Annotated in this window: 18 protein-coding genes and 1 tRNA gene; 10 read left to right on the top strand and 9 right to left on the bottom strand. The window is 56.3% G+C overall.

Annotated elements, in window-relative coordinates:
* The first annotated feature begins 121 nt into the window (after positions 1 to 121).
* From M3A44_00095 to M3A44_00080, 4 genes are all read left to right on the top strand, one after another.
* Positions 122 to 517 carry a YchJ family metal-binding protein gene (locus M3A44_00095; protein MEQ6340074.1) on the top strand — a complete coding sequence of 132 codons (396 nt, stop codon included), beginning with the start codon at positions 122 to 124 and terminating at the stop codon, positions 515 to 517.
* 228 nt (positions 518 to 745) lie between these two features.
* Positions 746 to 1,477, top strand: a complete 732-nt coding sequence (locus tag M3A44_00090; GenBank protein MEQ6340073.1) for a DUF3025 domain-containing protein — start codon at positions 746 to 748, stop codon at positions 1,475 to 1,477.
* Positions 1,478 to 1,541: 64 nt separating this feature from the next.
* Complete coding sequence (gene rep, locus M3A44_00085; GenBank protein MEQ6340072.1) at positions 1,542 to 3,575, top strand: DNA helicase Rep; 2,034 nt, start codon at positions 1,542 to 1,544, stop codon at positions 3,573 to 3,575.
* Between the two features lie 136 nt (positions 3,576 to 3,711).
* Entirely contained in the window at positions 3,712 to 4,383 is a 672-nt protein-coding gene (locus tag M3A44_00080) for a hypothetical protein (GenBank protein MEQ6340071.1), read from the top strand.
* A 148-nt stretch (positions 4,384 to 4,531) separates the two neighbouring features.
* Here M3A44_00080 and M3A44_00075 read toward each other — a convergent pair whose 3' ends face one another.
* The 3 genes from M3A44_00075 to M3A44_00065 all read right to left on the bottom strand — a co-directional run bounded on the left by M3A44_00075 (position 4,532) and on the right by M3A44_00065 (position 10,612).
* Positions 4,532 to 8,398, bottom strand: coding sequence for a TIGR02099 family protein (locus tag M3A44_00075; protein MEQ6340070.1), 3,867 nt, complete (start codon positions 8,396 to 8,398; stop codon positions 4,532 to 4,534).
* Positions 8,399 to 8,444: 46 nt separating this feature from the next.
* Positions 8,445 to 9,917, bottom strand: a complete 1,473-nt coding sequence (gene rng / locus M3A44_00070) for a ribonuclease G (GenBank protein ID MEQ6340069.1) — start codon at positions 9,915 to 9,917, stop codon at positions 8,445 to 8,447.
* 104 nt (positions 9,918 to 10,021) lie between these two features.
* The gene (locus M3A44_00065; GenBank protein MEQ6340068.1) at positions 10,022 to 10,612 is read right to left on the bottom strand and encodes a Maf-like protein; all 591 of its coding nucleotides are present in this window, start codon (positions 10,610 to 10,612) and stop codon (positions 10,022 to 10,024) included.
* Between the two features lie 207 nt (positions 10,613 to 10,819).
* On the opposite strand from M3A44_00065, the gene M3A44_00060 reads away from it, so the two are divergent.
* Positions 10,820 to 12,154 (top strand): L,D-transpeptidase family protein, encoded by a 1,335-nt coding sequence (locus M3A44_00060; GenBank protein MEQ6340067.1) that lies wholly within the window; start codon positions 10,820 to 10,822, stop codon positions 12,152 to 12,154.
* Positions 12,155 to 12,341: 187 nt separating this feature from the next.
* On the opposite strand, the gene M3A44_00055 is transcribed toward M3A44_00060, so the two are convergent.
* From M3A44_00055 to M3A44_00040, 4 genes are all read right to left on the bottom strand, one after another.
* Positions 12,342 to 13,481 carry a 5-(carboxyamino)imidazole ribonucleotide synthase gene (locus M3A44_00055; protein ID MEQ6340066.1) on the bottom strand — a complete coding sequence of 380 codons (1,140 nt, stop codon included), beginning with the start codon at positions 13,479 to 13,481 and terminating at the stop codon, positions 12,342 to 12,344.
* Entirely contained in the window at positions 13,478 to 13,972 is a 495-nt protein-coding gene (purE, locus tag M3A44_00050) for a 5-(carboxyamino)imidazole ribonucleotide mutase (GenBank protein MEQ6340065.1), read from the bottom strand. Before purE ends, M3A44_00055 begins: the two co-directional genes overlap by 4 nt.
* Before the next feature lie 36 nt (positions 13,973 to 14,008).
* Positions 14,009 to 14,085 (bottom strand) — tRNA-Arg (locus M3A44_00045).
* Between the two features lie 284 nt (positions 14,086 to 14,369).
* Positions 14,370 to 14,771, bottom strand: coding sequence for a hypothetical protein (locus M3A44_00040; GenBank protein MEQ6340064.1), 402 nt, complete (start codon positions 14,769 to 14,771; stop codon positions 14,370 to 14,372).
* Positions 14,772 to 15,182: 411 nt separating this feature from the next.
* Here M3A44_00040 and M3A44_00035 point away from each other — a divergent pair, with 411 nt between their 5' ends.
* Both M3A44_00035 and M3A44_00030 read left to right on the top strand, forming a co-directional pair.
* Complete coding sequence (locus tag M3A44_00035; GenBank protein ID MEQ6340063.1) at positions 15,183 to 16,328, top strand: hypothetical protein; 1,146 nt, start codon at positions 15,183 to 15,185, stop codon at positions 16,326 to 16,328.
* Positions 16,294 to 16,779, top strand: coding sequence for a phosphate ABC transporter substrate-binding protein (locus tag M3A44_00030; GenBank protein MEQ6340062.1), 486 nt, complete (start codon positions 16,294 to 16,296; stop codon positions 16,777 to 16,779). Before M3A44_00035 ends, M3A44_00030 begins: the two co-directional genes overlap by 35 nt.
* Positions 16,780 to 16,861: 82 nt before the next feature.
* On the opposite strand, the gene asd is transcribed toward M3A44_00030, so the two are convergent.
* On the bottom strand, positions 16,862 to 17,758 hold the full coding sequence (gene asd / locus M3A44_00025; GenBank protein ID MEQ6340061.1) for an archaetidylserine decarboxylase: 897 nt from the start codon (positions 17,756 to 17,758) through the stop codon (positions 16,862 to 16,864).
* 109 nt (positions 17,759 to 17,867) lie between these two features.
* On the opposite strand from asd, the gene M3A44_00020 reads away from it, so the two are divergent.
* From M3A44_00020 to M3A44_00010, 3 genes are all read left to right on the top strand, one after another.
* Positions 17,868 to 18,362 carry a nicotinamide-nucleotide amidohydrolase family protein gene (locus M3A44_00020; protein MEQ6340060.1) on the top strand — a complete coding sequence of 165 codons (495 nt, stop codon included), beginning with the start codon at positions 17,868 to 17,870 and terminating at the stop codon, positions 18,360 to 18,362.
* Positions 18,346 to 18,924: an RNA 2',3'-cyclic phosphodiesterase gene (thpR, locus tag M3A44_00015; GenBank protein ID MEQ6340059.1), complete on the top strand. Its 579-nt coding sequence runs from the start codon at positions 18,346 to 18,348 to the stop codon at positions 18,922 to 18,924. Before M3A44_00020 ends, thpR begins: the two co-directional genes overlap by 17 nt.
* 331 nt (positions 18,925 to 19,255) lie before the next feature.
* Entirely contained in the window at positions 19,256 to 19,576 is a 321-nt protein-coding gene (locus tag M3A44_00010) for a hypothetical protein (GenBank protein MEQ6340058.1), read from the top strand.
* A gap of 88 nt (positions 19,577 to 19,664) precedes the next feature.
* On the opposite strand, the gene M3A44_00005 is transcribed toward M3A44_00010, so the two are convergent.
* A partial coding sequence (locus M3A44_00005) for a TorF family putative porin (protein ID MEQ6340057.1) occupies positions 19,665 to 20,375 on the bottom strand: 711 nt, incomplete at its 5' end.

Raw genomic sequence — 20,375 nt, 5'->3', positions numbered from 1 at the left:
TGGCGGTTGATCGGGCTATTCCGTTAAAATGCCGCATCTATCATGGTGGCAAGCGCAAGTGGCGCCCTGGGTGGTAGTTGGGAGATGGCTTCTAACGCCAACTTACCGGAGTTAAGGCGGAATGCGGCAAGTTGATCAATTATGTCCGTGCGGCTTGGGACAGGACTATGCGGCCTGTTGCGGGCGTTATATCGGTCGCGCGGCCGCCGCACCCACTGCGGAGGCATTGATGCGCTCACGTTATAGCGCGTATGTGCGCGGTGACGCGAAATATTTATTACACACCTGGCATGTCTCCACCCGGCACCAGGATCTGGAATTGGATGCGGAGCGGGCCGTGAAATGGCGTGGCCTGGAAATCCTGGTGACCGAGGCGGGTGGAGGTGGCGATGCCCAGGGTGTAGTGGAGTTTGTCGCCCGCTACAAAGTAAATGGGAAGTCTTGTCGGCTCCATGAGCGCAGCCGCTTCGTCAAAGAGGATGGGCGGTGGTTTTATGTGGATGGTGACGTCAGGTAACCGCGAGGTGCATTAGGTGTTTGGTTGGGTGAGTGATTATGGTTGATCAGACGTTGTCGCCTTATGTCCGTTTGGGCGGTGAACAGGCGGCGTACCGCCGCATACATCGCCATGAATAGAAGCCTGCAGTTACCATGGGACCCGGAGTTTCCGTCCCGCTCACCCCTCTATGAACCCTTGCATCGATGGGCGGATGAGTTCTCGTCGTTTAGAGACGCATGGCCTGCTTTGGATGATTATCAGCGTGTATTAGATGACCATGGCGAGCCGATTCTGACTGCAACTGGCAAGCCGATAAGAATCATCAGGCAGGAGGCAAGCCCTGGCCGCTTTGAAGAGCATTATGCGCCGAGAATATATATCACGGGCGAGATACAAACCCGGACCGAAAATTGGCATGATTTTTTTCAACTTCTCACGTGGTTAATATTTCCAAGAACCAAGGCAGTGATTAACGCTATTCATATTCCTGCAGTCAAGCAGCGTCTTTGTGGCGGGGCCGAGCCGGGGCGTCGCTCCGCGATAGAAAATATGCTTTCACTGTTCGATGAAGGTGGTGCCATTGTTGTTTCTTCGGATAAGTCCTTGCTGCAATTGATCCGTGACTTTCGCTGGAAAACATTGTTCTGGGAGCGGCGCGACGAGCTTGCGGCAAAGATGCGGTGCATCACCTTTGGTCATGCGCTGTATGAAAAGGCTTTGGCGCCTTATGTCGGTATGACGGCCAATTGCATCCTGCTGCCGGTTGACGACGATTTCTTTGCCAAGGAATTGGCTGAACAATTAGCCTGGCTTGATGCCCAATTGGCGCAGATGTTCGCCACTGGCGAGGCGCTGAGCCAGCCCCATGACCTGTCTCCCCTGCCTATACTAGGCCTGCCCGGCCTCGATCCTGATAATGAGCAGGAAAAGTATTATGACAATACCGGATATTTCAGGCCCGCACGTAGAGTGCGATAACGAAGGTATTGCACCTCTGGTTCAGCTACAATAGCCCCCTTCCCCAGGCTTCTGTGACCCCTTAATGTCCGACTTAAACCCCCGCCAACGCGCCGCCGTGCGGCATCTGGATACCCCATTACTGGTGCTTGCCGGTGCGGGCAGCGGCAAGACGCGCGTCATTACACAAAAGATCGCCTATCTGATCCAGGAGTGCGGCATCGCGCCGCGCCATATCGCTGCCGTGACCTTCACCAACAAGGCCGCCCGCGAGATGAAGGAGCGCGCGGGCAAGCTGCTGGGCGGCAAGGATAGCCGCGGACTGATGGTGTCTACCTTTCATACCTTGGGGTTGAATATTATCCGTCGCGAGTTCAAGGCGTTGGGATACCGGTCGGGGTTCTCGATTTTTGATGCGCAGGACTCCGCCACCCTGCTGCGCGATTTGATGCACAAGGCATTTTCCGGCGACGGTGAACAAACAGAAAAAGTTCAATGGCAGATATCGCGCTGGAAAAGCATGGTGGTCAATCCAGAGCAGGCGTTGGAGTTGGCGGGCGGTGATGCCATATTGACCGCCGCCTCGGCAGTCTATGGCGAGTACGAGCGTCACCTCAAGGCATACAATGCCATGGATTTCGACGATTTGATCTTGAAGCCGGTGACGCTGTTCGCAAGCCACCCGGAAATCCTTGATGCCTGGCAAAACCGCATCCGCTATCTGCTGGTTGATGAGTATCAGGATACCAACGCCAGCCAGTACCGCATGGTGCGGCTGCTGGTCGGCCCGCGCGGGGCGCTCACCGTGGTGGGCGATGATGACCAATCCGTCTATGCCTGGCGTGGCGCGCAGCCGGAGAATCTCGCCCTGTTGCAGGACGATTTCCCGCGCTTGACGGTGATCAAGTTGGAGCAGAATTACCGCTCCACCGGCTGCATCCTCAAGGCCGCCAATCGCCTGATCGCCAACAACCCCCACGTCTTCGAGAAGGCGCTGTGGAGCGACAAGGGCTTTGGTTCGCAGATCCGAGTGATTCAGGCGCGCAACGACGAGCATGAGGCGGAGCGGGTGGTTTCGGAGCTGGTCAGCCACAAATTCAAGCACCGCACTGAATTTCGCGATTACGCTATTCTCTACCGTGGCAATCACCAGTCGCGCCTCTTTGAGCGCATGTTGCGCGAGCAGCGCATCCCCTATTTCCTGAGCGGCGGCACCTCGTTTTTCGCGCACACCGAAGTCAAAGATGTTATGGCCTATTTGCGTCTTCTGGTGAATCCGGATGACGACAGCGCGTTTCTGCGCGTGGTGAACACGCCGCGCCGTGAGATCGGCCCCACCACACTGGAAAAACTCGCCGACTACGCCACCGCGCGTGGTACTAGTCTGTTGACCGCAAGCTTCGAGCTGGGATTGGAGCAGCATCTATCCGAACGTGCCGTCACCAAGATCCGCTATTTCTCTGAGTGGCTGGTGGACCTGGGTGACCGCGCCAAGCGTGGTGACCCCATTGCCGCAGTTAAAGATATGATCCGCACCATGGATTACGAAACCTGGCTCAAGGACACCTGCAAGGATCTCAAGACCGCCGAGCGGCGCATGGAAAACGTCAACGAACTGATCGCCTGGTTGCAGCGCCTTTATGAGCCGTCTGAAGGCTTTGGCGAAAATCAGCAGGAAAAAAGCCTGGCCGACCTGGTTTCGCATATGACGCTGATGGATATCCTGGATCGTGGTGAGGATGAAAACACCAGCGATTGCGTACACCTGATGACGCTGCATGCCGCTAAGGGACTGGAGTTTCCGCATGTTTTTCTGATCGGCATGGAAGAGGAGTTGCTGCCGCACCGCACCAGCATCGAGGAAGGCAATGTGGAGGAAGAGCGGCGGCTGGCTTATGTTGGCATCACCCGCGCCCGCGAGACCCTTACCTTCACCCTTGCCGGACAGCGTAAACGCTACGGCGAGACGATTACCTGCGAACCCAGTCGGTTTTTGAAGGAGTTGCCGGAAGAGGATCTGGTCTGGGAAGGCGTGGGGACCGAGGTTGACCCACAAATTCGCCAGGAGCGCGGCCAGGCGCATCTGGCGAATCTGCGCAATTTGCTCGGGGGCGGGTAAGGGCGCGGCGTCGTAGAGCACGCGCGCTATCCTGATGTAAATTGCCCATGGAGATATGTTAAACTGCCGTAAAGGTATTCCGGTTCATTGGCCCAGGCACGGGTTCGTCATAACAAACAAAATTGTGGAGAATGCAATGTTGCCAAAGAAAGTGTGGTTAGGCCTGGGCTTAATGTTTGCAGCCAGCGGCGCGTATGCGCAATCCTATGTAATGAATTTTGGCACTCCGTTGAACAGCGGCGCGCCTGCCGCTACCGTGGCTACGCTTACCCTGACTCAGGATGGCGGCGATGTAGACTTCTCGTTAACCAAGGTGTCTGGTGTAAGCGGCCTGGGCAGTAGTTCATTCATTTCGGAGCTGTCGTTGACGTATTCCGGTTCTGCGCTGTTGGGGTCGTTTGGTAACGTCGGCAACCAGGCAATTGGTGGGTTTAAGGTTGATCCGTCCGGGAAGGACGCCGGCTACGATTTTGCCATCCAGGTGAAGTTCCCTACCTCCAACGGCAAGAATTCGGACAGGTTCGTAGATGGTGACGTGGCCTCATGGACGCTCACCAATGCCAAAGTGAACAGCTTTTTGGCGCCCATTTCCGGCAGCGGTGCCAATGCCTTGGGCATGGTGCATGTGCAGGGCGCGTTGGGAGGCGACTCTTTCAAATACGTGGTCACACAGGACGGCTTGATTTCGCCCGTACCGGAGGCACAGACCTGGGTTTCCATGCTGGCCGGGCTGGTTGTGATAGGTCTGGTGCTGACGCGCCGTAACAAGGTTGGCGCGCAACGCACCCAGCTTTCTTCCGCCGCATAAGTTTTTGCCCGGCGCGCAGAGGTTACCTCTGCGCGCCGTGGTTTTTCCTTCCTCGCCAATCTCCCTGTGGCTTTTGTCCAGCTTCAAAAATATCGCCCTCCTTTGCCAGGCCATACTCCACCTCGTCCAACTGCCGTTTCTGGGTTGTTTACTTTCCCGGTGGTGTATCCATCTTTTTTTCGCCAACCGGCACATCAATGACGGGATTATCCCACGAGCCTTTCACTGTGTATTGGTAGCGGGTAAGGCGGTCAAGGCCGGGTTGAAAAAGTTTCTGAAACAAGAACACCGCCGCGCCGAGAGGTAACCCCCCCGCCAAGGCGCCCGCCAAGGGAAGCGTGGTGGATGAGCGCGGCGTGACGGTGACGCGTTGGTCGTAATCCTTGGCCGCCAGTCCTACCCGGCCTTGAATGGCAACCTTGGCCACCGGACCCTCCATGGCAAGATTGTCGGTATTGGCATTGCCATCCTTGATGGAAAAATCCCCGTCGATGCGGTCGAACGTGAAGCCTTTGGAGAACAAGTCATTGAAATTTAGCGTCCCCAACAGGCCGAACACCCTCCCCGCGCCGGGTTCGATACCTAGTATCCGTCCTTTTTTGAAATTCAAGCGCAGGCTGCCATTGAGCCGCTCGTATGAAAACGCGCTGGGCGCTCCGGCCCAACGCGCTACGATATCGCTGCGGCCTTTGCCGTTCTCGATGGCGCCCCCATGACCAAACAGAGCGAACGTTTTCTCAAGATCGTCACTCTCCATGGCGATAGTGAAGGACGACACCTGCCGCCCCTTGTCGATCACCCAATCACCCGACGAGGTAATACGCAAGGTGTCGGACACCATGGACAGGTTGTCCAGATGCAGGCCTGCGGGACGCTGGGATGTCGCTGCGGTGAGGGCACCAAAATCGTTGCCGGCGTAAGTAAAATGTTTGACTTGCAGGCGTATGGGCGGAATCTGGCGCGGATCAGTCTCAATTTCGCCCGCGCCTTTTCCTTCCGGCATTTTTTCCAGGGCAAGGCGCTCCAGATCCACAACTACGGGAGAGGACGGCGCATGAGGAAGCTGCACCCCACCCGCCAGCCTGGCGCTATCAATATTGGCGCGCCAGGTCTGTGGCGTATTTTCAGCCCGCAGATCGACCTTGCTGAAGCGCTGCCCGAAGATTTCCAGTTCGCCGATACGCAGATCGATGCTGCTTAAATCGTGAGTTGGCGCCGACGCGACGCTGTCTTTGCCCGGCTTCATGAAGGACACCCACTCTGTCGCGGAGATACGCGGCGCCTCCCCTGCGATGCGCAGACCTTTCCGCTCGGGCAGTGCCGCCGCGCTACCACCAAAACGCAGCTCACCACGTTCCAGATCATTGTTTGAGGCAAGCGTAAATATGCTTCTCAGATTGTCACCATAGCGCACAGTAAATGGGGTGTCCTGTGTTCGCGGAAAAGCGGTTTCAACCACCAGCGCGCGTCGCTGTGCCGCAGCTTTGTCCAGCGGGTCCGGGAGTGTTACCGCCATGCCTTTCAGGTCAGACTCAACGCGCAATTCCGCGCTTGTTGTTTTGTCCTGCCCCTCACGAATACGCAACGTGGCCAGCCAATCCGCGTTGCCTTCGAGGTGCTTCAAAAGCGGGGATTTAAATTGCCGCACAAGATCATTAGCCGTAGCCTTGCCGCGCGCGTCAAAACGGAGCACGCCATCCTGCGGCGAAGATGGCGTATCCACGCCGATGACGGCCTCCTGACCCAGCAGTTGGGCATGGACGCCGCGCGCCGTCAGGCTGGACTCGGTATAGCCCAGCACGCCGTTCACGTGCGTCAGTTCAAGATCACCATCGGCGAGAATCAGCGTGCTGTTATCAAAATTCAATGCGCCCTTGATTTGATTTGGATGCTGCGATGACAGCGGCATGAGCACATCAAGGTCGAGTGTGCTGTGCCCACTAGCGCGGGCTTTGTCGAGATATTTGCCAAGGATTTCATGGAGCGGGCTTTCCCTGACAAAGCGTAGCGCATCACCCGTTGGCCCCTGTGCCTTGCCGTGAATGGTAAGAATGGCCGGCGTTGCTCCCATGTCACTAATTGCGACGTGTGTTTGATTGATTGCGGAATCGAAAGCCTTGCCGCCAGTGGCGTTGAGCTCCATGCTGTGGCCACTGAAAACAACCTCGGTTTCGATCTCTTCCAGGCGCGGCCAGCCAGGGGCATAATCAAGAATGCCGTCGATGACATTAAAGCGCACCTCAAAGCGGCCCGTGCCGTGAGCGTAAGGAAAGTCACTGACACGGCCATGCAGCAACATCGTCCCCGACGTTACTCGCCCACTGACTATGGCGCTATCCAACCACTGCACAACATCAACCGGCATCACATCGACGGGCAGGTAACGCGAGGTGTGCTCCGCATTGCCGTTTTCAAAATTGGCCACAAGATTGAGAAAGGGCGATGCGCCATTGTCCGGTATATCCACCACGCCATTAACACGTCCGCTCAAGTCCGCATTGCGTAGCACCAGGTCATTGGCTTGAACGCGCCACGCGCCGTCCTGATGGCGCCAGGCTATATGGCCCGTCGGGCTACCGGCAGACAAGGGGCCGCGAAACAAAGTGCCGAAATCAACGATGGTCGGTGCGGGTTTCAAGCCACCCCCTGTACCTGCCAATGCAATCACGCCGGATTGATCATCCATGCGCAGCGCGCCACTCAGGCCAGCCCCGGTAACGGCGGGGATATTTTTCCAGCGCTGCATAACGAGATTTTGAAACTGGGCGTGGGCGGCATAGGAGGAGTGTCCTGCTTCCTCGCCAGACCGAAAACGGATATAGGCATCGCGCAGATCAGCGCTGGGCTGTAATGCTGCCAAGGCGTCGCGGCTGGACGTGTCGAGCATATTGCTTAACGTTAGTAACGCCGCGGCATCCTGCAACCGCAACCGGCCAACGCCCGCTTCAAGCACGGACGCCTGCCCATTGCGCGTCATGGTGGCTTTAAAGGAGGTGGCGGGCAATATGGCGCTGCCATTGCTCGCAAGCACAAAGCGATCCACATCAAGTTTCCAGCCTTGGCGTATCTGCCGCTGCCAGACAAAGCGCCCAGAGAGCGTGGCGATATCGACAGGCGTCAGGGGGCCGCTGTCCTCCGGTCTCTGGCCCGCCGTCAAAAGCACATCACGGACACTCGCTTCGCCCGTCAGCCGTTGCAGGCGGGCATGTTGCCATTCGGCCCACAACTTGACATCGGCTATACCCTTGCCGGCGGTGAGGCCCATTGCCTCGTGCCCATCCAGCCACTGCCCCAGGTTCACCCCCGCGCCATCCACGTACCCCCTGCCTGACCAGGCATTCGCCTGAAACACGTTGCCCGTCAGATCAAGCGCAAAGGTAATCTTATTGCCAAGGCCAGCCGGCAGGACGACAGCGCCCGACAACCGATGCCGTTGTCCATCGTTACGCAGATCCAGGTTGACGCCGGTAAAGTTTCGCTCGCGCCCGGTGCTCATATCGCGCCAGTGCACCTGGCTGTTTTTGACAACCAGGTAGGACTGGCTCAGCAACCATTGCTGCAACATCTCCTGAAGATGAGGATCAGGCGGCATGCCTTCCAGGCCAGCGATAGTAAAACTACCGTCCAAATTCCGCAGCACGGAGAGATTAGCGCCCACCACTGTCAGTTCACTGGGTTCTGGTCTACCGCGCCATATTGACGCGAGCAGGTCAATGGAAAGTTGCGCCTCTTTGAAACACATCACGGGACGCACTCCCTGCTTTTCCAGCAGACAGATATCCCTTAGGGCAAGACGAGGACTCAGCCCGCGCCATTGCACATGAATGGCGCCCACGGCGACCGGCAACCCAGTATATTCAGATACCCAGCGCTGGATATCCTCGCGGTATTGCCCCGCCTCCGGCAACCACAGGCGCGCCAAGGTAAATGCCACTGCCAGCAACATCACTACGGCAGCGAACAGCGGCCAAGCCAGCGACCGGTAATAACGGGCTATACTTCGATGCGGTTTCACAGCAAACTTTGACGGCAAACGTTAGAGGGTACGGAAAAGAGCCATATCACATGGGTACGACATCGAACTGCTCTTGGGCATAAAGTGTTTCCACCTGAAACTTTATCGGCTTGCCGATAAATGCCTCCAGCTCGGCAACAGTGGCCGACTCCTCTTCCAGAAGCATATCCACCACGACCTGTGGTGCCAACACCAAAAGCTGTTTTGCATCGAACTGGCGCACAGCACGCAGAATTTCACGGAAAATTTCATAACATACGGTTTCCGGCGTCTTCAGTATGCCGCGTCCGCTGCAGGTGGCGCATGGCGCGCACATCACATGCGCCAGGCTCTCGCGGGTGCGTTTGCGTGTCATTTCAACCAGCCCCAACGCCGAAACACCACTGATATAGCACTTGGCATGATCGCGCTCCAGGCTTTTCTCAAGGGCACGCAACACCTGACGCTTGTGATCCTCTTCGGTCATATCGATAAAATCGATGATGATGATGCCGCCCAGATTGCGCAAACGCAGTTGGCGCGCAATCGACTGCGCCGCCTCAAGATTGGTCTTGAAGATGGTCTCTTCCAGATTGCGGTGCCCGACGAACGAGCCGGTGTTCACGTCAATAGTGGTCATCGCCTCGGTCTGATCAATGACCAGATAGCCGCCCGACTTGAGTTGAACCTTGGACTCCAGCGCCTTCTGGATCTCATCCTCCACGGAATACAGGTCAAAAATCGGGCGCTCGCCGGGGTAGTATTCTATGCGTGGCACCAGGTCAGGAATAAAATTTTCGGCGAACTCGACCGCACGACGATGGGTCTCACGTGAATCAATGCGCACCTTTTCCACCGCGCTTGCGACCAGATCACGCAGAATGCGCAAACCCAGCGGCAGATCTTCATGCACTACAGCGCCCGCAGACAGTGAAGGAATACGCTCGCGGATCGACTCCCATAAGCGGCACAGAAATTCCATGTCCGCGCGCAAGGCCTCCTCCGTTGCCCCTTCCGCCGCAGTACGCACGATAAAACCTGCATCCATACCGGACAAAAAAGACGCCGCAACCTCTTTGAGACGCTGCCGTTCCTGCTCGTTCTCGATGCGCTGTGATACCCCGACGGTGCGGATCCCCGGCATCAATACCAGATAGCGCGATGGGATGGAGATATGCGTAGTCAGGCGCGCCCCTTTGCTGCCCAATGGATCTTTCACCACCTGCACCAGCACCTCCTGTCCTTCCCTGAGCAAATCGGTGATCAAATCCGTTTTTTTGTTCTCGGCAGGCTTTTCCTCACCGGGCATAGGCGACGCCGATATATCCGATGCGTGCAGAAACGCAGCCCGCTCCAGTCCAACCTCGACAAAAGCCGCCTGCATCCCCGGCAAAACCCGGCTGACCCGGCCCTTGTAAATATTACCCACCAGACCGCGACGCCCGGTGCGCTCGATACACACCTCCTGCAACACGCCGTTTTCGACAGTCGCCACACGCGTTTCCCGCGGCGTGATATTGATCAGTATTTCCTCACTCACGCATTTATCCTGCAAAAATTTCTTATATTTAGCCGCGGATCATACCGAGGCCACAGAGAATTCATATGACGTGTTGCGTCTGTTCGGCAAAAAAACAGATCCCGTCAACCGCCAAAAACATCGACCCCAAACTCGCCCAACAGCTCGGCAGTCTCATACAGCGGCAGCCCCATCACTCCGGAAAAACTCCCTTCCAGGCGCGAGATAAAAACGGCTGCGCGTCCCTGGATGGCATAGCCTCCCGCTTTATCAAGCGGCTCGCCGCTGTCCCAATAGGCCTCACGTTCCGCCGCTGTGATGGTGCGGAAGGTCACTGTGCTGACGCTCAGGCGCGCCGCCTCCCGCTCATTATCCACCAGCGCCACCGCAGTCAAGACCTGGTGGCTGCGCCCCGAGATCCGCGCCAGCATCGCCAGCGCATGTTCGCGGTCATGCGGCTTACCTAGCACCTCGCCGTCAAGCACTACAGCAGTATCCGCGCCCAGAACCGGATATCGCGCCTGCGGATCCAACGACCGCCAGCCAGCGCGCGCCTTTTCCAGTGCCAGGCGTAAGACATACATTTCAGGCGTTTCGTGCAAGCGCACATCTTCATCAACGTCCACGACCAGCGTCCGGTAGCGGATCCTGATCTGTTCGAGCAACGTGCGCCGCCGCGGTGATGAGGAAGCCAGATAAATATTAAGGTCTTGCATTGAAGGGGAAGTTTCAGGTTTTAAGCGGCAAGATGCAAGCACAGCGTACTTTTCACTGAAAGCATGCCACAAAACATAGTAAAATACTGGAAAATAGTATTTGTTTGTTGCACTATAGAGCCAGCGGCCCATGCTGGCTATGAACCACGGGCACGGATGCCCGTTTCGCCATGCACACCATCACTCGCGCAAGGAGGCTGTTAATTCATGATGACATTTCAAGCAAATGCGGCTCTGCCCAAGTATTTCCTTGCAGGCATATTGGCATTCGCCGGCTTACCCACACTGGCGGACACGTTTCCCTTGCCCCTGCCCGGCACCGATGTTATCGGCGAACTGCGCGTGGTAATGGCCCGCCAGGAAGACACCCTGCTGGACATCGCGCGGCGTTACAATCTTGGCTATAACGAAATCACCGACGCCAATCCCACGGTCGACCCCTGGTTGCCCGGCGCGGGGACGCCGGTATTGCTGCCAACCCAATTCATCCTGCCCAACGTGCCGCGGCAAGGTATTGTCCTAAACATCGCCACGATGCGCATGTTTTATTATCCCATGCCTAAGCCGGGAGAGTCCCCTGTAGTCATCACTCACCCGGTTGGCATCGGCAAAGAGGGCTGGTCTACCCCTCTGGGCGCCACCAAAGTGGTCTCCAAGCAGAAGGACCCCACTTGGAATGTTCCGGTTTCCATTCAGGAAGAGCACGCCAAGAAGGGTGAGCCGTTGCCGTCGGTAGTGCCGCCCGGCCCCGACAATCCACTGGGACAATACGCCTTCCGGCTTGGCCTGCCCAGCTATCTCATCCACGGCACCAACAAACCTTCCGGCATAGGCATGCGCGTCAGCCACGGATGCATTCACCTGTACCCCGAGGATATCGCCAGACTGTACGACCAAATCCCCGTCGGCGTCTCCGTCCAGATCTCGAATCAACCGTACCTTGCCGGCTGGCGAGATGGCACATTGTACCTGGAAACACATAAGCCACTGGAAGAAGACGCCAAAGCGCTGGATGGCAATCTGACGCCCGTGGTCAACGTCATTATTGGCGCCACGGGCGAACGGCGCCGCGACATTAACTGGCGCAACGTCATCCGCATCACCCGGCGCGGGGGAGGATACCCTCTGCCCATATCGGCAAACAGCCCGGCGCTGGAAGATATCATCACGGACCTCCCCCTCGTCAACGAGCAACGGGAAACGCCCGCACCCGCCAGCGTAGTGCCCGCACATAGCGCCAATGCAGAAAAAAATGATGCGCCATCGCCTTCATCCGAAGTGGCGGCATTCGATGCCAAGCGATGGTATGTGCAGGCCGGCAACTTCAAAAATATGGGCAAGGCGCACCGCTTAACCGCCATGCTACGCCATCTGGGGCCACCCATTCCGGCGCTGCATGTTGCCGCACCGGGAGGATATCGCGTCCTGGCCGGCCCTTTTATCAGTAAAACCGAAGCGCAATCCCATCAAAAACTCATCCAGGTCCGTCTGGGACTTGAGACCTTTATCAAGCCGCCGGAAATTAAACGCCAGATCAACTAAAGCGGGACGCATCGAGAATCTTTTCAGGCTGCAGAGAATTGCCCTCTGGAGCCATGAATGATTTGAAGAGGGGGCTGAAACTCTTCGAGATAAACTGCGGGGCTAGTCCTATTCGGACTTAGGGGTCGTAGCGAGAAAGTAGGAGGGCGATGACAGTTTGCGTTCGTGACACGCGGCCGACTGGCTGTTAGCAGCTTTCAGTGGCACTAATTCGCCGCTTAATCTCCAGCGCTACGGCCAATGCGCCATCGACTGAACTATCCACGCAAGTATAGTGCCCCATTTTGCGCCCAGGGCGGGCTTCGCGTTTGCCGTAGAGATGGAGTTTGGTTTGGGGATGCATAAGAAGGTGCTCCCACTGCGGCGCGCCCTTGCCCCACAGGTCGCCGATGAGATTGACCATTACGGCGGGGGTAAGCAGGCGGGTGTCGCCGAGCGGCAGGCCGCATAGGGCGCGCACTTGTTGTTCGAACTGGTTGGTAACGCAGGCGTCTAGCGTGTAGTGGCCGCTGTTGTGAGGGCGCGGGGCCATTTCATTGATGAGCAGGCGTTCGCCTTGTAAAACAAAAAACTCCACGGCCAGCACGCCGCAATAATTGAGCCGCTCCGCCAGGGCGATGGCAGTCTGTGTGGCCTTGAGTGCCAGATCACCGGAGATACGCGCAGGGACGATGCTCACGTCGAGAATGCCATCGCGGTGCTGGTTTTCGGCCGCTGGATAGACAGCGGTTTGACCATCCGCGCCACGTGCCAGCACCACTGAAACTTCCAGCGCCAGCGGCAGCAATTCTTCCAGCACGCAGGGCACGGCGCCCATTTCATTAAAGGCCGCCAGCGTCTCTTCAGCGCTGTTCACCCGCGCTTGGCCCTTGCCGTCGTAACCAAACTGGCTAACCTTGAGCAGGGCAGGAGCACCGATCTGCTGCACCGCCTGGGCTATATCTTGCTGTGAGTGGATCACGGCGAAGCGGGCGCAGGGAAAACCGTTTGCCGCCAGGTAGCTCTTTTCCGTGATGCGATCCTGGGCGACCGCCACCGGCTCCGCCGCCGGGCGTGCTATGCAGAATTGGGCGAGAAAACGCAGGGTATCGGCGGGAACATTTTCGAACTCAGTGCTTATGGCGGTACAGGTTTCACCGAGCTGCTCCAACGCCTTCCTGTCAGCAAAGTCGGCAACGATATGGACGTCGGCAAAGTGCGCCGCAGGGCTGTCAGGGTCGGGGTCCAGGACGGTGACCTGATAGCCCATGGTGCGCGCCGCGACAGCAAACATTCGGCCCAGCTGGCCACCACCAAGGATGCCTAGCATCGCACCCGGCAATATCATTGAGGCGCGGGCAGTTCCATCGCCAAAACAGTTTCTTTCTGGCGGGAGCGAAAGGCGTTGAGGCGTTGCGCAAGATCGGGGTTGGTGCGCGCCAGCAGGGCAGCGGCAAACAAGCCGGCATTGGCGGCGCCCGCCTCGCCGATGGCGAAGGTGGCGACAGGAATGCCCTTGGGCATCTGTACGATGGACAGCAAGGAATCCATGCCGTTGAGGTGTTTGGATGGTACTGGCACACCGAGCACCGGCACGATAGTTTTGGCGGCCAGCATCCCCGGCAAATGCGCCGCGCCACCCGCGCCCGCAATAATGCAGGCGAGGCCGCGCGCCTCGGCGGTCTCGGCATATTCAAAAAGGAGATCAGGCGTGCGGTGCGCCGACACTACTTTGGCTTCATACGGAATACCAAAGGCGTCTAGCTGTTTGACGGCATGCTGCATGACATCCCAGTCACTGTTGCTGCCCATCACCACACCGACCAGTGGATTGCTCATGTCTTCGATCTTTTATGTATGCCGGGATTTCTGTTGTGGCGCGCCCGAGAGGATTCGAACCTCTGACCTTTGGGATCGGAACCCAACACTCTATCCAACTGAGCTACGGGCGCGGAATCGCGTAGAATAACTTATTCCTGGGGGTAACGTCCATATACAAACAGACGTAAAACAGAAACCCCTAGTTTTTAACGGGAGGTATCGTACGATGGTAGAGAAGCTCAGCACCACCGACATCGAACAACGAATCGTGCTTATCCGGTTAACGCACCCAAGTGCGTATAAGGCGCATTGCCGACATACACGCCGGTATGGCGAGGCCGTTTCACGGAGGACATTATGCCTTGGTTCGCGCCAGAAAACCCTATAGCGCCTCGATTAGGCCGTCTGTCTGGCATCAATTTAGCTTAGGGCGTTGGGTGTGACAACCGGATAAGCACGGTTCATAGGCGGAACAGGCCTCCATCGCGGAAAGGACATGCGCCAGTCCGGGATGCTTGCCGCGCCGGGCAATCACCTTGGCCACCAGGTCTTCTTTGCGGATGTGTGGTTTGTTGACGTGCTCTATGGACACGCCCTGCGCAGTGGCGAGTTCATGCGCGTGCTTACGGATGCGCTCGCGCAAAGGGTCGGCAAAGACTTTGGCATAGTCAAATATCTTGATATGGCGGGAATACAGGAAGCTGGTCATGCCGCCCGCATAGCAGGCACCGGGCAATGTGCCCGTGATAATCATCCGGTCATAGCAGGAAAGCACACCCAGCAGGTCTGCTTGGTAACGTTCGGTCAGCAGTTTCATGATCGGCGTCTCCTCGGAAGGTGGGCTACGCGGACTTTAACCTTTTTGGTTCCGGCTCGTCCGGCTTAGGGTAATGTTTTTTTAGAAAAAATCAGATATATAACTCCATTTTCGCCGTCTCATTCATGGCCAGCTTCCAATATCATCAAAATCCTTTTAAGCTCCGTCGGTAAAGTTTACACTACCCGCTTCATCAAGCCCGCTGACGAAACCAATATCACATTGTTTATAATAAATTTTATTGAATGCAAAAATTTATGGCGTAAATTATGCCGATAAGCATTTGCCTTTGGTGCTTTACGGGGAGATGTAACCTGAAAATGGCGGGGCACGATAAGGCTGGTTCAAAACATCTTGTTAACCGCCGTTTTTAAGTTTTAAGGGGAACTGGGGTTAATTCGGGAGGAAAATATGAAGAAAACAGAAAAATCGAAGACATGCCATGCCTTAGTGATGGCCGCGTTTGTGACGCCATTTCTTGTGGCCAGCCAATCCACATTGGCTGCGGTTCTGGGGGGTGAGGTACCTCTGCATGGTTTTGCCGATATCGGCTATAGCCACGTTAGCAAGAATTTAAACGGTGACAAGCCCGAACGCGGCTTTGCCTTGGGTTCGCTGGACTTGTTTTTTACGCCGCAATTTGGCGATCGGGTCAAGATGTTGGCGGAACTTTATTTTGAGTTTGAAGAGACGGGCGGGATGGTCACGGATCTGGAGCGGCTCCAGCTGGGATACGCGATCGGCGACAGGACTACCGCCTGGGTCGGGCGTTTCCATACGCCTTTGGGTTATTGGAATACCGCCTATCACCATGGCGCCCAAATTCAAACTTCGTTACTGCGGCCGAAATTTATGGAATTCGAGGATCGTGGCGGTATTCTGCCCGTCCACACCACTGGTCTGTGGGCGACCGGCAAGTATGGGGTGTCACAGGGGGCGTTGACCTATGACGTGTATGTCGGCAATGGTAGCCGCATCCTCTCCGATGCTCCCGCGAATGGCGTCCTGGATCCGAGCAATACCAGGGATGATAATGGCAGCAAAGCCACAGGATTCAATTTGGGTTACCAATTCGGAGGCTTTCTGGAAGGATTACGGCTTGGCGCGCACGGCCTCAGGCAGGAGGTAGGTACTTATGTCAGTGCGTCCTCAACGCCTGCCAACCGGACGATGCTGAAAACGGTTGGTGGCTACATGGTTTATATCAATAATAATTGGGAAGGGATCACCGAGTACTACCGGTTTAACAACCAGGATTTGTCCGCAAGCACGGGGAGCCATAAAAGCTGGGCGAGTTTTGTGCATCTTGGCCATTCCTTCAGTACGGGGCTTACGCCCTATGTGCGCGCGGAAAAGGCTGATCTTAACCAGGATGACAGTTATTTCGCGCAGCAGGCTAGTGGCCGATCCTACACGCGTCAGGCGTTGGGCATCCGTTACGACGTGAATCCCAGGGCGGCCATCAAGTTCGAAATCAATCGTACCAAGCAAACTGATAGTCCCCCTTCCGCCGGGAGTTTCAATGAAGCGCGCGCGCAATATGCCATTCGGTTCTAAAAAAAGAGGGGGCATCATGCGAATCAAACCTGCGATGGTGTCTTGTGCCGCAGCGCTGTGGCTGGTGTATACCGTGGCTGCGGATGCGGGTGAGATCTACGCCATCACCCATTCCTGCATGCCTATAACCAATGGCGATGTGGGAAGTATATTTCTGGGCGAAAGGCAAAGGGTTGATGGAGTCAATCTTGTTCCGGCGGATAATGAAGCCGCCCAAGAAGAGTTCCTTAGCAAGTTTCTCAAGATCAGCAGGGTCAGGTACGAGGACGTTTGGGCAAAAAAGGCATTTCAGGAGGGGCTTACCGTTCCCCAAAGCAAGCGAGACGATGTCGAGGTTATCCAGTTCGTCAAACGCACACCGGGAGCAATTAGCTACATGGCATCTTCTCCCCTTTTCTTCCAATTGACAAAAATCTGTTCTCGATCCCACATTTTCACGCCTATACCATAGAAACCTGCAGGATGAGAGAAATAACAAAATGCGGCGGGGCGTCACTGCTCCGAAATAACGCTCGTCATTGCATCTGCGGTTTTTAGCGGCCTGCCGGGTCAAATGTTCCCATCAGCTGTCCCATATTGACCGGGTCATCGGGCTGGAGGGTCGAAGCAAGATCGACGCAATCCGCGCCGAACAGCACGATCACCGTCGAACCCATGTTGAAGCGCCCCATCTCCGCGCCGTGCTCCAGCATGATGGGGGAATCCTGGTAATTCCAGGTCTGCGGGTTAGTGCTGGGGTGTGGGTTGATCAGCCCTGCCCAGACGGTCTCGATACCTGCGACGAACAGCGCGCCGACCAGGATCAGCGCCATCGGCCCGGCAGGGGTATCAAAGATCGTGACCAGCCGTTCATTGCGGGCGAACAGGCCGGGCACATAGCGTGTGGTGCGTGGGTTGACGCTGAACAGGCGGCCGGGGATATAGGCCATTTCTTGCAAACGCCCCGTCAGTGGCATGTGGATGCGGTGGTAGTCCTTGGGGGAGAGATAAATTGTGGCGTAGCGCCCGCCGGCGAACAGAGTTGCCCGCTCCGGTGAGCCACCCAGCAGGGTCTCCAGGCTGTAATCGTGTCCTTTGGCCTGGAAGATGCGTCCATCCACAATATCGCCAGCCTGGCTCACCGCACCATCGACCGGGCAGGCGATTTCGCCTGGACCGTGTACTATTGGGCGTGCTCCAGGCTTCAGGGCGCGAGTGAAAAAAGTGTTGAAGTCCGGGTAGGCAAGCGGGTCGGGCTCCAGAGCGATGCCCATGTCCACCTGGTAACGCTTGATAAACCATCGAATCTGCCATTTTTTCCAGGCCGGCCAGCGCGCGCGCGTCAGGATATACATGAGTTGCGTGAGCCAATGGTGCGGCAGCGGGTACTGGGTAAGCAGGGTTTTTAGATGGTCAGAAAGCGAAGAGGACGTGATCGGCGAATCGGCCATGCGGAAAATGAGTCCCTGTTTTGTAGTCAAACGCGCCACTGTACCAAAAATACCCGCTTTTGGGCAGTGTTGCATGGTGTTTAATCAGGGTGGTTGCTAGAATTTAGATATGGATGAAGAACTTGACACATTGTCCGCGCAGGTAGGCGATGCCTTGCGGCGCCATGGTTTCATGCTCGCCACCGCCGAGTCCTGCACGGGTGGCTGGGTGGCGCAGACCGTGACGGCGGTGGCGGGTAGCTCGCAGTGGTTTGAGCGCGGTTTTGTCACCTACACCAATATCGCCAAGCAGGAGATGTTGGGCGTGCGTGCTGCCACCCTGGCCGAATTTGGCGCGGTCAGTGAACAGGCAGTGCGCGAGATGGCCCAGGGGGCGCTCAACAACAGCCATGCCCAGATCAGCCTTGCCATCAGCGGTATCGCCGGGCCGGGCGGGGCTACCCTCGATAAGCCGGTAGGAATGGTGTGCTTTGCGTGGGCGGGGATAGATATGCCCGTGCGCAGCCGCACCGAACATTTTTTAGGCAACCGCGAGGCGGTGCGGCGTCAGGCGGTGTTGGCCGCCTTGCGTGGCGTGCTGGCAACCCTTGACGAACGTCGCTGAACAACAAATGCAGAGCACTCCGGCGGACCAGGCCAAGGAGGGTTTGACTCAGCGGCTGTTTTTCGCTCTATGGCCGGACGATACCCTGCGCCGGCAGTTGGCTGGGCTCGCGGAGGATATCGGTTCGCGCGTGACAGGCCGGATTGTGGCGGAGGATAACCTGCATATCACGCTGGTCTTTCTTGGCGCCCTGAACAGCGCGCGCAGGCAATGCGCGGAGGAGGTGGCGGCAGCCATCCGGTGTGAGCGGTTTACGCTGACGCTGGACCGGACTGGCTATTGGTCCACGCCTCGTATCCTGTGGGCCGGTTCGATGCAGACCCCGGAGGCATTGCAATCGCTGGTGAGTGCATTGCAGACTGGCTTGGCGAACTGCGGCATCCCCCTCGAAACCCGGCCCTACCAACCCCATTTGACGCTCATGCGCAAGGTGGTTCGCCGTCCTGCCGCAGCCGCCATTGGCCCCATGGATTGGCGCGTCCAACGGTTTTGCCTGGTGGAGTCTGTCTCCGGGAGCAAGGGCGTAAGTTACCGAGTACTGGCGTCCTGGTGCTTGGGGTAAAGTGCATAGGCTGGATTGCGTTGCCGCCCCCACTGGGCTCACGCGGAATCAAAGATCGCTATGTACGCAACGGGTGGTTTGATTTTTTATTGTTTCTGGTTATTTTATGGAAGATCTAAACGGTGGGGCGGATGCTTGTCCGTGTGGGCACAGAAGGCGTGCCCACCCTACTGGACTGTCAAGAAAATGCTATTGGCCAATGCCATGCCATTAACAACAATGATTGCCACGCGCACAAAAATCCTTTGACATTTAGACTAATTCTAATATAGGATTAGCCAACGATCGCGAATCACTTCACACCCATGAAGCAACCCGAGGAGACTGAGTCATGAACAGCACGAGAAAGATAATCATCACAATAGCCGCCTCCGCCACGTTGGCTTGCGTGATATCTGCGTCAGCTTGGGCATCTGACGCGTCCACTACGGCAACCAGTGCTGCGTACCAAGGATATGGTTACGGCAAGAGATATGTCCCGTTGAATGCCGGGTTTGAGGTTGCTGCGGATGCTAAAGATGCCGCTAATCCTGAGGGATATAATTATGGCAGGCAGTATCAAAGGATACCCCACGAGGGAATATCCCAACCGGAAAAATCTTCTGGCGGTGTTGGCTATGAGTATGGGAAACAGTACCAGCGCTTAGGCTAAGCTGAGATATAAATAACGTCAGCCAGGAGCGGAAGTACGCCCTTGGCTGACATTTACAAGACAGTGGGCAGCATACTGGGCAACTTTTCTAAAAATCAAAAGGTTTAACTACCGCAACAAAAAACTCCCTTTTAGCACCACTCACATTTGTAGTCGCAACCCCAGCCTTGACATCATAACCAGCAAATCCTTTGCCTACGCTGAAGCCGTAATCAAGGATATTTTTGCCTTGGTCTGGCATTTTGGAACCGGCACGGACGTTCACATGGATTCCCGAGAGCGTTCCATCCGCCACAATTTCAGCGTAATCATAGCCATCGCCCAAAACATAAGTGGTGTGGAGCATCTTGTAACCACCACCAATATAAAATTCATTAAAGTCTTTGTGAGCCGAATTCGTGAACTGGCGTGTCACAGCTCCAACATTGTAATTGAAGTCGCCTAATTTTCTGGAAACTCCTCCATAAACATCCGCCTCAACGCCTTTTGCGTTCGCCTTGTCTACGTTCGACGCCCACGTCCCAAGATACATACCTGATGAATGCCTATAGTCCAACCCACCCTGAAGGGCTGGTCCGCCATTCGTCTGACTCACACCATGAAAGACAAAGTTACTCGTAACACCAAGATTGGCGGATAACTCAGCTATTGCGGATGTTGCGCACACCAAACTCAGCATGCTGGATAAAACGATTGTAGAATGCTTGATTGATTTCATTAGTTGCTTGCCCTCTGGGCCATAAAAAAACAAAAGTGAGTCAGCGATATAAAAACCACTTAATCCTTTATCGGCTACAGG

Source organism: Gammaproteobacteria bacterium (genome assembly GCA_040183005.1).
GTDB lineage: Bacteria > Pseudomonadota > Gammaproteobacteria.
This window is presented reverse-complemented; position numbering and strand designations above follow the sequence as displayed.

What these genes read in the sequence shown, in the direction of transcription:
- M3A44_00095 (MEQ6340074.1), top strand. Translation starts at nt 122, where the DNA reads ATGCGGCAAGTTGATCAATTATGTCCGTGCGGCTTGGGACAGGACTAT.
- rep (MEQ6340072.1), top strand. Translation starts at nt 1,542, where the DNA reads ATGTCCGACTTAAACCCCCGCCAACGCGCCGCCGTGCGGCATCTGGAT.
- M3A44_00080 (MEQ6340071.1), top strand. Translation starts at nt 3,712, where the DNA reads ATGTTGCCAAAGAAAGTGTGGTTAGGCCTGGGCTTAATGTTTGCAGCC.
- M3A44_00065 (MEQ6340068.1), bottom strand. Translation starts at nt 10,612, where the DNA reads ATGCAAGACCTTAATATTTATCTGGCTTCCTCATCACCGCGGCGGCGC.
- M3A44_00060 (MEQ6340067.1), top strand. Translation starts at nt 10,820, where the DNA reads ATGATGACATTTCAAGCAAATGCGGCTCTGCCCAAGTATTTCCTTGCA.
- M3A44_00055 (MEQ6340066.1), bottom strand. Translation starts at nt 13,481, where the DNA reads ATGATATTGCCGGGTGCGATGCTAGGCATCCTTGGTGGTGGCCAGCTG.
- purE (MEQ6340065.1), bottom strand. Translation starts at nt 13,972, where the DNA reads ATGAGCAATCCACTGGTCGGTGTGGTGATGGGCAGCAACAGTGACTGG.
- M3A44_00040 (MEQ6340064.1), bottom strand. Translation starts at nt 14,771, where the DNA reads ATGAAACTGCTGACCGAACGTTACCAAGCAGACCTGCTGGGTGTGCTT.
- M3A44_00035 (MEQ6340063.1), top strand. Translation starts at nt 15,183, where the DNA reads ATGAAGAAAACAGAAAAATCGAAGACATGCCATGCCTTAGTGATGGCC.
- M3A44_00030 (MEQ6340062.1), top strand. Translation starts at nt 16,294, where the DNA reads ATGAAGCGCGCGCGCAATATGCCATTCGGTTCTAAAAAAAGAGGGGGC.
- asd (MEQ6340061.1), bottom strand. Translation starts at nt 17,758, where the DNA reads ATGGCCGATTCGCCGATCACGTCCTCTTCGCTTTCTGACCATCTAAAA.
- M3A44_00020 (MEQ6340060.1), top strand. Translation starts at nt 17,868, where the DNA reads ATGGATGAAGAACTTGACACATTGTCCGCGCAGGTAGGCGATGCCTTG.
- M3A44_00010 (MEQ6340058.1), top strand. Translation starts at nt 19,256, where the DNA reads ATGAACAGCACGAGAAAGATAATCATCACAATAGCCGCCTCCGCCACG.